General features: G+C 70.8%; 11 protein-coding genes. 4 read left to right on the top strand and 7 right to left on the bottom strand.

From position 1 onward, the window contains the following. Nucleotides 1–58: 58 nt before the first annotated feature. From AB4030_RS06385 to AB4030_RS06365, 5 genes are read right to left on the bottom strand one after another with little or no spacing between them, the layout of a single operon-like run. The gene (locus AB4030_RS06385; protein WP_442278362.1) at nucleotides 59–1,291 is read right to left on the bottom strand and encodes an MFS transporter; all 1,233 of its coding nucleotides are present in this window, start codon (nucleotides 1,289–1,291) and stop codon (nucleotides 59–61) included. A gap of 26 nt (nucleotides 1,292–1,317) precedes the next feature. Next, nucleotides 1,318–2,067, bottom strand: a complete 750-nt coding sequence (gene narI / locus AB4030_RS06380; protein ID WP_442278361.1) for a respiratory nitrate reductase subunit gamma — start codon at nucleotides 2,065–2,067, stop codon at nucleotides 1,318–1,320. Then, a complete protein-coding gene (narJ, locus tag AB4030_RS06375) occupies nucleotides 2,064–2,753 on the bottom strand; it encodes a nitrate reductase molybdenum cofactor assembly chaperone (protein WP_442278360.1) in 690 nt (229 codons plus the stop codon). The genes narI and narJ overlap by 4 nt, the downstream gene beginning before the upstream one ends. Beyond that, on the bottom strand, nucleotides 2,750–4,441 hold the full coding sequence (gene narH / locus AB4030_RS06370; RefSeq protein WP_442278359.1) for a nitrate reductase subunit beta: 1,692 nt from the start codon (nucleotides 4,439–4,441) through the stop codon (nucleotides 2,750–2,752). Before narH ends, narJ begins: the two co-directional genes overlap by 4 nt. Then, entirely contained in the window at nucleotides 4,441–8,211 is a 3,771-nt protein-coding gene (locus tag AB4030_RS06365; RefSeq protein ID WP_442278358.1) for a nitrate reductase subunit alpha, read from the bottom strand. The genes narH and AB4030_RS06365 overlap by 1 nt, the downstream gene beginning before the upstream one ends. Before the next feature lie 264 nt (nucleotides 8,212–8,475). On the opposite strand from AB4030_RS06365, the gene AB4030_RS06360 reads away from it, so the two are divergent. Together AB4030_RS06360 and AB4030_RS06355 are read left to right on the top strand one after the other, a co-directional pair. Further along, nucleotides 8,476–9,222 carry a helix-turn-helix transcriptional regulator gene (locus AB4030_RS06360; RefSeq protein ID WP_442278357.1) on the top strand — a complete coding sequence of 249 codons (747 nt, stop codon included), beginning with the start codon at nucleotides 8,476–8,478 and terminating at the stop codon, nucleotides 9,220–9,222. 74 nt (nucleotides 9,223–9,296) lie between these two features. Continuing rightward, complete coding sequence (locus tag AB4030_RS06355) at nucleotides 9,297–9,542, top strand: ANTAR domain-containing protein (RefSeq protein ID WP_442278356.1); 246 nt, start codon at nucleotides 9,297–9,299, stop codon at nucleotides 9,540–9,542. 47 nt (nucleotides 9,543–9,589) lie between these two features. On the opposite strand, the gene AB4030_RS06350 is transcribed toward AB4030_RS06355, so the two are convergent. Both AB4030_RS06350 and AB4030_RS06345 read right to left on the bottom strand, forming a co-directional pair. Beyond that, complete coding sequence (locus AB4030_RS06350) at nucleotides 9,590–9,793, bottom strand: hypothetical protein (RefSeq protein WP_442278355.1); 204 nt, start codon at nucleotides 9,791–9,793, stop codon at nucleotides 9,590–9,592. 94 nt (nucleotides 9,794–9,887) lie between these two features. Beyond that, nucleotides 9,888–11,636, bottom strand: a complete 1,749-nt coding sequence (locus AB4030_RS06345) for a protein kinase domain-containing protein (protein ID WP_442278354.1) — start codon at nucleotides 11,634–11,636, stop codon at nucleotides 9,888–9,890. A gap of 161 nt (nucleotides 11,637–11,797) precedes the next feature. Between AB4030_RS06345 and AB4030_RS06340 the strand changes: the two genes are divergently transcribed. Both AB4030_RS06340 and AB4030_RS06335 read left to right on the top strand, forming a co-directional pair. Further along, on the top strand, nucleotides 11,798–12,838 hold the full coding sequence (locus AB4030_RS06340) for a YihY/virulence factor BrkB family protein (protein WP_442278353.1): 1,041 nt from the start codon (nucleotides 11,798–11,800) through the stop codon (nucleotides 12,836–12,838). Nucleotides 12,839–12,920: 82 nt separating this feature from the next. Continuing rightward, nucleotides 12,921–14,135: an FUSC family protein gene (locus AB4030_RS06335; protein WP_442278352.1), complete on the top strand. Its 1,215-nt coding sequence runs from the start codon at nucleotides 12,921–12,923 to the stop codon at nucleotides 14,133–14,135. Nucleotides 14,136–14,236 lie beyond the last annotated feature (101 nt).

Here is a 14,236-nt window from a genome sequence, read left to right as displayed (position 1 = left end):
GTATGCCGTGTTGCCGGGCGTCCGTGGTCCTCGACCTCGGGTGCCCGGCCCGTCGTGCTCAGGCGGGTCGGGCGGTCCGGTCCGGCGCCCTGATGCCGAGCTGGGAGAAGACGAGCGCCGAGGCGGCGACGATGGCGAGGAGCACGAGGCCGACGCCGTACTGGGGGAGCAGCGTGTCGTAGGTGGCCCCGAGGACGAGCGGCGGGAAGTAGCCGCCGAGGCCGCCCGCAGCGCCGACGAGGCCGGTGACGCTGCCCACCCGCTCGGCTGGTGCCGCCGTGGCGACCCACGCGAAGACGCCACCGGTGCCGAGGCCCAGGAAGAAGGCGATGGCGACGAACGACAGGCCCGCGGACAGCTCGAGCGGCGGTCGGAACGCGAGCACGAGGGCCAGCGCGGTCGTCCCGGCGAGCGAGATCGCGAGCACGGCACGGGGACCGATGCGGTCGCTGAGGATGCCTCCGATCGGGCGCGCCACCACGGCGGCGATGGCGAAACCTGCCGTGCGCGTGCCGGCGGCGGTCAGGTCGAAGGAGTAGACGTCCTTGAGGAAGGTCGGGAGGTAGGTGGAGAAGGCGACGAAACCACCGAAGGCGACGGCGTACAAGAACGACATCTGCCACGTGATGGGCAGGCGCAGGGCCGCCGCGAGCTTGGGCACGACCGGGTCGGTGTTCGGGCGCCACAGCGGCGAGTTGCGCATCCACGTCCAGCAGATCGCCGCGGTGGCCGCCAGCGCGACGGCGAGGATGACGTGCGTCGCCGTGTAGCCGAACCACTGCACGAATCGTGGGGTGAAGAAGGCCGAGAGCGCCGTCCCACCCATCCCGGCTCCGAAGACGCCGGTCGCGAAACCCCGGCGGTCGGCGCGGAACCACGCGTTGACGAAGGGGATCCCGACGGCGAACGTCGTGCCGGCGATCCCGAGGAAGAAGCCGAAGAGGAGCATCAGGGGAAAGGAGCGGGCGTTGCCGGCGACGGCGACGAGCAGGACGAACGGGATGCTGGCCAGGGTCAGGATGGGAAACATGATTCGCCCGCCGAACCGGTCCGTCAGCGCTCCGACGGGGATGCGTCCGACCGACCCGACGAGCACCGGCGTCGCGACGAGGAGGGCCTTCTGGCTGCTGCTGAGGCCCATCTGCGCGGTGTAGCGAACCCCGAGTGGCCCGATGATGTTCCAGGCCCAGAAGGTGATGGTGAAGGCGAAGAGGGCGAGGGCGAGGTTGCGGTTCTGACCGGAGAGCTCGGGTTCGGCGCCCGCACGTGGGCTGGCCGCGGTCTGGCTCATGGTGGCTCCTGTGTGGGTGGGATGGCTCAGCGGCGACGGTCTCGGTCCGTGGTGCCGACCCCGCTCCAGCCGGGACGGCTGGCCCGGTTGCCGGAGGTCTGGCGGTCGCGGGACCGGTAGACGATGTAGGGCCGGAAGAGGTAGTGCAGTGGCGCCGTGAAGGCGTGGACGAGCCGCGTGAACGGCCACAGGGCGAAGAGCAGCATCCCGACGACTGCGTGCACGTGGAACTGGATCGGTGCGGCGGCCATCGACGCGACGTCGGGTCGGAAGAGGAAGACCGACCGGAACCACGGCGACACGGTCTCGCGGTAGTTGTGGGCCTCGCTGCCCGCCCCGACGCTGACGAGGGTCGTCCAGAGGCCGAGCACGATGGCCGCGACGAGCAGGACGTACATCAGCTTGTCGTTCTTCGTCGTGGCCATGAAGACCGGACCCGTCGTGCGGCGACGGTAGACGAGGATGAGGATGCCGACGAGCGTGCACACCCCGGCGATGCCGCCGAAGAGCAGCGCGTTGAAGTGGTAGAGCCCCTCGCTGATGCCGACCGCGTCCGTCCACGACTCGGGGATGACGAGGCCTCCGACGTGCCCGAAGAAGACGAGGAGGATGCCGAAGTGGAAGAGCGGCGAGCCGATGCGCAACAGCCGCGACTCGTAGAGCTGGGACGAGCGGGTCGTCCACCCGAACTTGTCGTAGCGGTATCGCCAGATGGTGCCGCCGACGAGGCTCGCGACGCAGAGGTAGGGCAGCACGCCCCACAAGAACGTGTTCACGAGTGGGCTCCCGAGGTCGCGGCCGACGCGACCGGTCGCAGCGGAAGGAGTCTCGGGTCGTAGGGCTCCAGTCCCACGGCCTCGGTCGGGTGCGGTCCGGTCATCCCGACCATCTCCATCACCGCGGCGCGATCAGGCGGTGACTCCCCGGGAAGCGTCGCGCACACCGCGACGACAGCACCGGCATACGCACTCTGTTTCTCCTGCAACGCGATTCGCAACAGCTCGAGGCTCGCCCGGTAGTCCTGGAGGATGGCGCGGCCTGCGTCGGCGTCCACCCGTGCGGCGAACTCGAGCACCATCGGGAGGTAGTCGGGCAGCTCCCCGTGGGTGTCGACGACGGCTCCACTGCTGCGGTATGCCGTCTTGAACCGTCCCAGCACCTCCCCGCGTCGGCGGGTGTCCCCGTCGGTCCAGTACGACAGGTAGAGCGCATGCTTGCGGCTGAGGTCGAAGGTGTCGACATAGGTGCGCTGGAGACTGGCGAGATCGGCCCCCCCGAGGTGGTCGAGCAGACCCGCCAGCTCGGGCGCGCCCGGTGAGCCGCGGTGCTCCGTCAGCGCCTCACGCATCGCGGGCAGCGCGGTGAGGAGCTCCGCGGTGGGGTAGTCGAGGCACCGTCCTGCGACGAGGTGCACGACGCGGTCGTCGCGGGTCCGCGGCGGACGTCGGCGCAGCCCGATCACGACGCGTCCTCCTTGTCGTCGTCGGGGAAGAGCCCGGGCGGCGCGCCCCTGCCGTCCCAGTTGAGAAGGTTGACCCGGCCGCGCAGCTCGCCTGACGCGGAGGTCGGCGTCGTGGTCTCAGACGTCTGTCGCTGGCGCAGGGCGTTGAACGTCTCGACCGCCACAGGCGCCGGCCGTCCGCTCGCCTCGCCGAACGGTCCGGACTCGTACATCCCAGGCCCCTCGTCGAAGTCGAGGGAGCAGCCGATCTCCTCGAGCTCGTGGGCACGCTCGACGTGGGCGGTGGGGATGACGTAGCGCTCGTCGTACTTCGCGATCGCCATGAGGCGGTACATCTCGTAGAGCGTCTCCTCGTCGAGACCCACGGCGGCCGGGATCGACGGGTCGCCGTCGCGCCCGAGCGACACGTCGCGCATGTAGGCCCGCATGGCTGCGAGCTTGCGGAGCACGTCCGTGATGATGTCGGTGCGCCCTGCCGTGAAGAGCTCGGCGAGGTAGTCGACGGGGATGCGCAGTGCCTCGATCGCACCGAACAACACGCCGCGGTCCTCGGCGTCATGTCCCTGTGCCGCAAGGAGATCCACGACCGGAGACAGCGGCGGGACGTACCAGACCATCGGCATCGTGCGGTACTCCGGGTGCAGGGGGAGGGCGACGCGGTACTTCTTGGCCAGCGCGTAGACGGGGGAGCGCCGCGCGGCCTCCATCCAGTCGTCGGGGATGCCGTCACGCCGGGCCGCCGCGATCACCTCGGGGTCGGTCGGGTCGAGCATGAGGTCCAGCTGTGCCTCGTAGAGGTCACCCTCGTCGGGGGTGGCGGCTGCCGCGGTGACGCGGTCGGCGTCGTAGAGGAAGAGCCCGAGGTAGCGCAGCCGCCCGACGCACGTCTCGGAGCAGACGGTCGGCAGGCCGACCTCGACGCGGGGGTAGCAGAAGGTGCACTTCTCGGCCTTGCCGCTCTTGTGGTTGAAGTAGATCTTCTTGTAGGGGCAGCCGGTGATGCACTGGCGCCAGCCGCGGCACCGGTCCTGGTCGACGAGGACGATGCCGTCTTCCTCGCGCTTGTAGATCGCGCCGGACGGGCACGACGCCATGCACGACGGGTTGAGGCAGTGCTCGCAGATGCGGGGGAGGTAGAACATGAACGTCCGCTCGAGCTCGAAGCGGACCTTCTCCTCCGACTCGCGGCGCACCGAGGCGTTGAGCTTGGCGACGATCGGGTCGAGGTGGCCCATCTCGCTCGCGCCGCCGAGGTTGTCGTCCCAGTTGGCCGACCACGTGATCTTCGTGTTCTCGCCCGTGATGAGCGACTTCGGCCGGGCGACGGGGAAGTCGTCGCCGAGCGGTGCCTCGACGAGGGTCTGGTAGTCGTAGGTCCACGGCTCGTAGTAGTCGGCGAGCTTGGGCTGCACCGGGCTCGCGAAGATGCCGAGCAGCTTCTGCACCCGGCCACCGGCCTTGAGCTTGAGGTTGCCGCGGTGGGTCAGCGTCCAGCCGCCCTTCCAGGTCTCCTGGTCCTCGTAGCGGCGCGGATAGCCCTGCCCCGGGCGGGTCTCGACGTTGTTGAACCAGACGTACTCCGTGCCGGCGCGGTTGGTCCACGCCTGCTTGCACGTGACCGAGCACGTGTGGCACCCGATGCACTTGTCGAGGTTCATCACCATGCCCATCTGGGCCATGACACGCATCAGTACGTCACCTCCTGGGAGCGCTTGCGAACCGTCGAGACCATGTCGCGCTGGTTGCCCGTCGGGCCGAGGTAGTTGAAGGTGTAGGACAGCTGGGCGTAGCCACCGATGAGGTGGGTGGGCTTGACGAGCAGCCGGGTCACCGAGTTGTGGATGCCGCCACGGCGGCCGGTCGCCTCCGACTTCGGGACGTCGATGGTGCGCTCCTGCGCGTGGTGGACGTAGACCACGCCCTCCGGCATACGGTGGCTGACGATGGCGCGGCCGACGAGGACGCCGTTGTCGTTGACGCACTCGACCCAGTCGTTGTCGGCGACGTCGATGGACCCGGCGTCCTGGGGACTCATCCAGACGGTCGGGCCACCGCGCGAGAGCGAGAGCATGAGCAGGTTGTCCTGGTACTCCGAGTGGATCGACCACTTCGAGTGCGGCGTCAGGTAGCGCACCGTCACCTGCTTGCCGCCGTCGGGCCCGAGCCTCGGCTCGCCGAACAGCCGGTGCATGTCGAGGGGGGGCCGGTAGATCGGCAGGGCCTCACCGACGTCCTGCATCCAGTCGTGGTCGAGGTAGAAGTGCATGCGACCGGTCAGGGTGTGGAACGGCTTGAGCCGTTCGATGTTGACGGTGAAGGGCGCATAGCGTCGGCCACCGGTCTCGGAGCCCGACCACTCGGGTGACGTGATGACGGGCACCGGCTGGACCTGGGTGTCGGCAAAGGTGATCCGCTTCTCCTCGGAGCCCTCGGCGAGGTCGGCGAGCTTCTTGCCGACGCGCTCCTCGAGGGTGCGGAATCCCTGCACCGCCAGGTGGCCGTTCGTCGTGCCCGAGAAGGTGAGGATCGCCTCGGCCATCTTCTCGTCGGTGTCGATGGCCGGCCGTCCGTCACCGGCGCCGCCGAGCATCACGCCGTTCTTGGCCGCGAGGCGGGCCACCTCCTCCTCGACCCGGTACGTGACGTTCTTGACGCTGAAGCCCAGGCTGTCCGCGACAGGGCCCACCGCGGCGAGCTTCTCGGCGATCGCGGTGTAGTCGCGCTCGACGAGCTGGAAGACGGGCATCGTCTTGCCCGGCGTGCCGGGCTGACCCGTGGCGCGCCAGTCGACCGCCCGTCCGCCCGGCTGTGCCGTCTCTCCAGGGGTGTCGTGCATGAGGGGCACGCTGACGAGGTCCTTGCGCACTCCGAGGTGGGTGCGGGCGAGGTCGGACAGCTTCTCGGCGAGCAGGTGGAAGAGCTCGAAGTCGCTCTTGGCCTCCCACGGCGGGTCGATGGCGGGCGTGAAGGCGTGCACGAAGGGGTGCATGTCGGTCGAGCTGAGGTCGTGCTTCTCGTACCACGTCGCCGCCGGCAGCACGATGTCGGAGAGCAGCGTCGTCGACGTCATGCGGAAGTCGGCCGACAGGAGCAGGTCGAGCTTGCCCTCGGGCGCCTCGTCGTGCCACTTCACCTCGGACGGCCTTGGTGCGTTGGGGTTCTCGCTGCCCATGACGTTGTGGTGAGTGCCGAGCAGGTTACGGAGGAAGTACTCGTTGCCCTTGGCCGAGGAACCCATGAGGTTGCTGCGCCAGAGCACCAGGGTGCGCGGCCAGTTCTCGGGGGCGTCGACGTCCTCGATGGCCGAGGTCAACGACCCGTCGTGCAGGGCGCCGGCGACGTATGCCGCGGGGCTGGCCGCCGCCCCCGCCTCGACGGCAGCCTGGGCGTCCTCGGCCACCTGCAGGGGGTTGGTGCCGAACTGCGGGTAGAACGGCATCCACCCCATCCGGGCAGACTGCGCGATGGTGTCGGCCGTGTGCTTGCCGGCCAGATGCCCTCTGGCGAGAGGGGAGTTCAGCGAGTCGGCCGAGTAGCCGTCGTTGCGCCACTGGTCGGTGTGCATGTACCAGTACGACGTGCCGGTCATGGTGCGTGGCGGCCGGCCCCAGTCGAGCGCGTTGGCGAGCGAGATCCAGCCGGTGATGGGCCGGCACTTCTCCTGGCCGACGTAGTGCGCCCAGCCGCYACCGTTGCGGCCCATGCAGCCGGTGAGGACGAGGAGCGAGAGGATGGCCCGGTAGGTGGCGTCGCCGTGGAACCACTGGCAGATGCCGGCACCCATGATGATCATCGAGCGACCTTGTGACTGCTCGGAGTTCGTCGCGAACTCTCGGGCGATGCGGATGCACTGCTCGGCGGGGACGCCGGTGATCTCGGCCTGCCACGCGGGCGTGTAGGGCTCGGACACGTCGTCGTAGCCGGTGGGCCAGACGCCCGGCAGCCCCGGCCGCTCGACGCCGTACTGCGCGAGCATCAGGTCGTAGACGGTCGTCACGAGGTGGCCGCCGACGCGTCGTGCGGGCACGCCACGACGGAGCACGGACCCGGTGCCGTCCGGCTCGACGAAGGCCGGGAGCAGCACCTCCACCGCCTCGGCCGGGTCGCCGGCCATCGTCAGCGCAGGGTTGACGCCCTCGAGGTCGAGGTTCCACCGCCCCTTGCCGGAGTCGGCGTAGCGGAACCCCATCGAGCCGTTCGGCACGACCGGCTGTCCCGTCGCCTCGTCGAGCAGCACCGTCTTCCAGGCGTCCTCGTCGGCAGCGGCGCTGCCCTCGGCGGCGAGGTCGGCGGCGGTGAGGAACTTGCCGGGCACCCAGGGAGCCATCGCTCCGTCGCCCGACGTGGCGGCATACGCCTCCACGGGAGGCTCGAGGCGGATGAGGAAGGGGAGATCGCTGTAGGTGCGCACGTAGTCGGTGAAGAAGTCGACCTCGCGGTCGACGAAGAACTCCTTGAGGAGCACGTGACCCATCGCCATCGCGAGCGCCGCGTCGGTGCCGGCCTGGGCCGGCATCCACTCGTCGGCGAACTTCGTGTTGTCGGCGTAGTCGGGGCTGACGGTGACGACCTTCGTGCCGCGGTAACGGACCTCGGCCATCCAGTGCGCGTCGGGCGTGCGGGTGACGGGGACGTTGGAGCCCCACATCATGAGGTACGTCGCGTCCCACCAGTCGCCCGACTCGGGCACGTCGGTCTGGTCGCCGAAGACCTGCGGGCTCGCGACGGGGAGGTCGGCGTACCAGTCGTAGAAGCTCGTCATGACGCCGCCGATGAGCTGGATGAACCGCGTGCCGACACAGTGCGAGACCATCGACATCGCCGGGATCGGCGAGAAGCCCGCGACCCGGTCCGGGCCGTACTCCTTGATGGTGTGGACGTGCGCTGCCGCGGCGATCTCGACGGCCTCGCCCCACGACGCACGCACGAGCCCGCCCTTGCCGCGGGCGCTCTGGTAGCGCCGACGCTTCTCCGGGTCGGTCGTGATCTCGTGCCAGGCCGCCACGGGGTCACCCAGCCGCGCCTTGGCCTCGCGGTACATCTCGAGCAGGACGCCGCGGACGTAGGGGTAGCGCACGCGCGTGGGGGAGTAGGTGTACCAGGAGAAGGCGGCACCGCGCGGGCAGCCGCGGGGCTCGTACTCCGGCCGGTCGGGGCCGACGGACGGGTAGTCGGTCTGCTGCGTCTCCCAGGTGATGATCCCGTCCTTGACGTAGACCTTCCACGAGCAGGAGCCGGTGCAGTTGACGCCGTGGGTCGATCGGACGACCTTGTCGTGGCTCCACCGGTCCCGGTAGAAGACGTCGCCGGCCCGACCACCCTCGCGGAACACCGCTCGCCCGTCGTCGGACTCCTCCCACCGGGTGAAGAACCGTCCGGTCCTGAGCAGCGCCGCCGACGCCGGGCCGTCTACGCCCGGTGTGCCCTGGGCACCGCTGGGTCGGGAGGGGGCGCTCACCGGCGCTCCCACGGTCGGCACGGCGTGTGGAGTAGGGAGCGCACGGATCCTCCAAATCGGCGACGGCACTCGTCCAAACGGACGGTTGCAGCGCAGTCGGGGCCTTGCGCGGAGGTGCCGCGGGGTCCACGAACTGGGCCCAACGCTACTGGTGCGGGGTCGTTTCGGCGCGACAAACGCACTCTTCGTCAGCGGGTGTCGGGCCTCGATGGCCGACGGTGCCGACGTCACCGGTATCCTTCAAATCAACGAAATGGAGCATGCGTGCACGACATCGAGAGCGACGTCCTGTCCTCGCCCACCCGACGAGCGATCATGGAATTGCTGCAGGAAGCCGGGAGCCTCCCCGCCAGCAGCTCACGCGACGACGCGGCCGAGCGGGGCCTCAGCGCGAGCGACACGGCGGCTGCGCTGGGGCTGCACGTGACGACGGCACGCTTCCACCTCGAGCGAATGGTCGCCGCCGGAGCCGTCGTGACAGCCCAGCGGCGGGGGTCCGTCGGGCGCCCGCGCAAGATCTACCTCGCCGCCATGGCGGAACGGCCCTCGCTCGCGAGCCCGGAGGCCCTGCACGCCTTCACCGAGCTGCTGACCAGTGCGTGGGCCGACACCGCGGACGGTTCACCGGGGGATCCGGAGCGCGCCGGTGAACGGTGGGTCGAGGCCCGCGCCGGCGGCCCGGCCCCACGATCGGCCGCCAGTGCCGGTGCCTGGCTCGGCAAGGTGGGCATGGCCGTCGACCTGCTCGACGAGTGGGGCTACCAGCCGGAGCTGCGCACCTCGGCCGGGGGCAGGACCGTAGAGCTGACGCTCCAGGGATGTCCGTTCCTCTCGATGGCCCGGGCGCACCCGGCCGTCGTGTGCGGCATCCACCGAGGCCTGCTCCGGGGCACGATGGCTGTGGTGGGGGAGAACGCCACCGAGGTCGACCTGCAACCCTTCGTCACCGAACGCTCCTGCGTGGCCCGGCTCACGACGTCGGCGGACTGGGGCCAGAAGCCGAGTCCCTGACCCTGGCACCGGTGCGGGCGCCGCGTGCGGGCGCCGCGTGCGGGCGCCGCCGCCCGGCTGGGTATGGCTCTGCCATGAGCGAGTCGGCGCCGACCGGAGACCACGGGATGGACCCGCGCTGTCCCGGCCAGACGGCGGCGACGAGGCCTGAGCCCGGCATCGACGTCGCGGTGGCGGTAGACCTGGTCATGCTCCAGCGGGGCCTGACCGCCGACGAGGCGTACGAGCTGATGCGGGTGGGCGCCGAGGAGTCCGGCGGCGATCTGGGCTCGGTGGCCAGCGACGTCATCGACCTGGGGACCGCCCGCCTGCCGCGCTGACCCAGCGCGAAATCGGGGACCGCGGCCCTGCGTGGCCGCGACGCGGCTCAGGCGACGGGATCGGCGTCATGAGGCGCTGGTGCCAKCAGGCGTCGTACCGCGAGGCGGCTGGCTGTCAGCAGCGACAGGGTGAAGGACTCGCTGATGATGGCGGGAAAGCACTCGATGAAGAGGTTGAGCACGACGACGTAGACGACATCGGTCGCACGACGGACGGGCGCCGTCGGCGTCGAGCCGTCCACGGCGGGCACGAAGCCCACTGTAGGTGCAAGGGTCGTCCTGCACCGGTGTCGGGACCATCCGTGCCGGTCAGACCGGTCAGACCGGTCAGACCGGTCAAGGACGTCAGAGCCGGCGGCTGCTGAGCACCGACGAGCGGTCGATCTTCAGGACGCCCCCGTCGTCCACGAGCGCGTAGGACGTCCGCTCCTCGTAGCGGCGGCCGTCGGTGAACGCGTAGCGCAGGGTCGCGACGACCGAGCCCGGGGCGGATCCCGTGGCCTGCAGCACGTCGACGGTGTCGACCGACGTCCAGAAGCGGTCGTAGGTCGCGCGGTTGCCCGACGTCGTGGTCCGGTAGCGGTCCGTGAGGCGTGCCCACCCGGCGTCGGTGTTGCCCGGCAGCAGCGCGTAGTAGTCACGGACCGCACGCTCCAGGTCGGCGGCCGAGGTCCCGGCAGGGGGCGTCACCGGTGTGCCGGCAGTCGTCGGCGCGGTCGTGGCGGAGCTCGCGGGCGCGCTCGTCGAGGCGGAGGGCGTGGCGGCCCTCGATGTCGTGGGAGCCGGCGTGCTCGGTCGCGGTATGGCGTTCGACGTGGTCGGCGCCACGACCGGGGGAGCGGGCTGGCCGGTTCCGGTGTCACTGCCCGACAGCGCCCAGACGAGCAGGCCGATGCCGACCAGCGCGACGACACCGACCAGCAGCACGAGCCTGCGCCGCCTGGCGGGGGCGCCGTCGCGGGCGACTGGTGGGGCCGGCGGTGGCGTGGCGCCCGGGCCGGAGTATGCCGTGCCGCCGGCTCCGTGGGCATCCGGCAGCCGCTCCGCTGCCTCCGCTGCCTCCGTTGGGTCGGCGACCGCGGCGGCCACGGTACGCGGAGCTGCCGTGGGGGCCAGTCGCGAGGTGGAGGCCGTGCTCGGGGCTGCGCCGGCGGCTGCGGCTGCGCCGGCGGCTCCGGCTACGCCGACTCCCGCGGCGGCTCCGGCGGCAGGAAGGACGCGGGTGCGGACCGGTCCGTCGTCGGACGAGGCGCCCATGGCTCCGCGCGGTGCGCGTCCGGCTGCGACCTCGGCGAGCACCTCGGACACCTCCTGCATGGCGGGACGGTCCTCGGGGGCGGCGGCGAGCATCGCGAGCAGGACCGGGGTCAGCGGGCCGTCCGACGGCGGCGTGATCGCGCCGGAAGCGACCCGGTGCAGCAGCGCCATCGCGTTCTCGCCGGTGCCGAACGGAGGCGCGCCCTCGACGGCGGCATACAGCGTGGCTCCGAGCGAGAAGACGTCCGAGGCGGCACTGGACGACGTGCCGCGAGCGACCTCAGGTGCGAGGTAGGCAGGTGTGCCGGTGACCATGCCGGTCGAGGTGAGCGACGCGTCCCCGAGGGCGTGCGAGATGCCGAAGTCGGTGATGCGGGCCGTGCCGTCGTCGGCGAGGAGGACGTTGCCCGGCTTGACGTCGCGGTGCACGATGTCGGCGCGGTGTGCGGCCGCGAGGGCGGCTGCCAGCTCGCTGCCGATCCGGGCAGCCTCGCGCGCCGGCAGGGGACCGCGCTCGGTCAGGACGGCCTGCAGGCTGCGCGACGGGAGGTACTGCATGACGAGGCACGGTTGACCCTCGTGGTCCACGACGTCGAAGACCGGGACGGCGTTCGGATGGTGGAGGCGGGCCGTGATGCGGGCCTCCCGCATGGCGCGATCGTGGGCGACGCGAGCCTCTGCCTCGGGCAGGCCGACGGGGGAGTGCAGCTGCTTGACCGCCACGGCGCGGTTGAGCCGCTCGTCCCAGGCGAGCCAGACGTGCCCCATGCCCCCGGAACCGATCCTGTTCATCAGCCGGTAGCGCCCGGCGATGACGGTGGGCCGCTCGTCCGTCATCGTCGTCTCCCTCCGGTGCGTGCTGGGTCGCGCCCGTCGCGCGGGCCATGGTCCGGGTGGGTCGTACCCAGACCAGCGCCCCATGCTGCCATTGCGACACCGAAGCGCTCGAACCGGTCCCGTTCCGGTGCGGGGGTCCGCCCACTGGGTACGCGAAGATCATGGCACCAGCACAAAACCCCTCCCGCACCCCCCAGGAGTCCGGCGACGCAGGAAGAGACGCCGGCCAGGCGTCGCCCGAGAGCCCGGCAGACCTCCCTCGCGCCTCGCTCGTCGCGGTCCTCAAGCGAGCGCGTGGTGAGTTCAAGCGCGACAACCTCACGGACCTCGCGGCGTCGCTGACCTACTACGGACTGCTCTCCATCGCCCCGGCGCTTGTCGTGCTCGTCGCCGCCCTCGGCCTGCTCGGACGCGATGCGACCGCCCAGGTCGTCAGCCAGGTCCAGGCGATCGCGCCCGGGTCCAGCGCAGAGTTCGTGCGCACCCTCATCGGGCAGGCCCAGGCGAACAAGTCCGGCGCCGGTCTGGGCGCGGTGTTCGGACTGCTCGTGGCCCTGTGGTCGGCCTCGGGCTACGTGTCGGCGTTCATGCGGGCCTCGAACGTCATCTACGACATCCCGGAGGGGCGACCGATCTGGAAGACCGTACCGATCCGGGTCGGGGTGACCGTGTTCGCCGTCTTCGTCATGGTCGTCAGCGCCGTCATCGTCGTGGTGAGCGGGCCCGTCGCCCAGCAGGTCGGGAACCTCGTCGGCGCGGGCGACACGGCCGTCCTCGTCTGGGGGATCCTCAAGTGGCCCGTCCTCCTCGTCCTCGTGTCGGTCCTCTTCGCCGTCCTCTTCTGGGCCAGCCCCAATGCGAAGCAGGGCGGTGTCAAGTGGGTCAGCCCCGGCGGCGTCATCGCCGTCGTGATCTGGCTGGTCGTGTCCGCCCTCTTCGCGGTCTACGTGGCCTCCTTCTCGTCGTACAACAAGACCTACGGCTCGCTGGCGGGCGTCGTCGTGTTCCTGGTCTGGCTCTGGCTGACGAACATCGCCATCCTGCTCGGCGCGGAAGTCAATGCCGAGCTGGACCGCAGCCGCGCCATCGCGGAGGGAGTGCCCGAGGACCTCGAGCCCTTCGCCGAGCCGCGTGACACGCGGGCCATGGACGACATCGACAAGCGCGCCGTCGCCGAGGCGTCCGAGCGCAGGTCGGACTGATCGCCCGCCGTAGAGTGTTGGCCGTGGGAAACGACGCACGTGACCCGATCGGTGACCGGGCATCCTGCGGGGGCGGTGACTCATGAGCCAGTGGCGAGACGACGCGAGGCTCCGCGTGCAGGCGCTGCACCAGGCGCTTCGGCAGGCCGGCCCCGAGCGTGACGCGCTCCTCCTGCTCGTCAAGGCGGCGATCGCGACGGTGCTCGCCTGGCAGTTCGCCGTGCGGGTGCTCGACAGTCCGGTGCCGTTCTACGCACCGATGGCGGCCCTGCTCGTCGTCGACCGCACGATGGTGCGCTCCCTGTCGGCCAGCGCCCAGCGCATCGCCGCCGTCGTTCTGGGGCTCGGGGTCGCCTGGTTCGCCGCGATGGTCTTCGGCGTCTGGTGGTGGACGATGTTCGGCGTCATCCTCGTCGCCCTCGTCATCGGCCGGTGGTCGAGGCTCGGGGACCACGGCATCCAGGTGCCGGCCATGGTGCTGCTGTCCCTCATCACCGCCAAGGGCACGAACGCGCAGTTCACCTACCTGACGATCGTCGAGACGCTCGCAGGAGGCGTGATCGGGGTGGCCACGAACGCCATCGTGTTCGCGCCGCTGCACCTGACGAAGCCACGCCAGCGAGTGTCGGCGCTGGCACGGCAGGTGCGCGAGCTGCTCGATGAGATGGCCAGCGGGCTGAGGGGCGGCTGGGACGCCGAGACCGCAGGTCGGTGGTACCGCCGCGGCACGGAGATCGCCGACAAGGCCCCCTACGTGCTCGAGGACATCCGCACCGGTCGCGAGAGCATGCGCTTCAACCCCCGCGACAACATCCGTCCCGCCGACGTGGACTGGGAGGGGTACGAGCACACCGTCACGACCCTGCGCCGGACTTTGTGGCAGGTCACCGGGATCGCCCGGACGCTCGTCGACGCCGCGGACGAGCGACGGCACCAACCGACCCCTTCCAGCTCCTTCCTGACGGAGTATGCCGACGCCCTCGCCGGCCTCGCCGTGGCGGTGTCGCAGTTCGGTCGTCACGACGAGGAGGCGACGACCGCCTTCGACGACGGGGTCGCGCGGGCGTTCGACGTCCTCACGAGGCTGCGGGAGGAGGTGCGCACCACCCCGTTGGACGATCCTGACGAATGGCCCGTCTACGGCTCGCTCATCAGCGACTCCCTGCGTGCGCTGGCCGAGCTCGAGTCTGCCCGGGAGTCGGCCGTCGTCCCCACGGACACCGGTGCCCTGCGCCTGCCCCCGGCCGAGTCGCCCGTCTGGGCGCGCCTGCGTCGGCAGGGCGGCCGCAGCAGGTGACGACCACCGCGTAACCTCTCCTCGTGCGCGAACCGAACCACCGACCCGGCCCGCCCGCCAGCCCGCCGGCGCCGCACTGTCAGTGCTGGACCTGGCCTGCC

Source organism: Terrabacter sp. 2YAF2 (assembly GCF_052114705.1).
In the GTDB taxonomy this organism is placed as follows: domain Bacteria; phylum Actinomycetota; class Actinomycetes; order Actinomycetales; family Dermatophilaceae; genus Terrabacter.
Note: the sequence above shows the minus strand (reverse complement) of the source record. Positions and strands in the feature narration are given on the sequence as shown.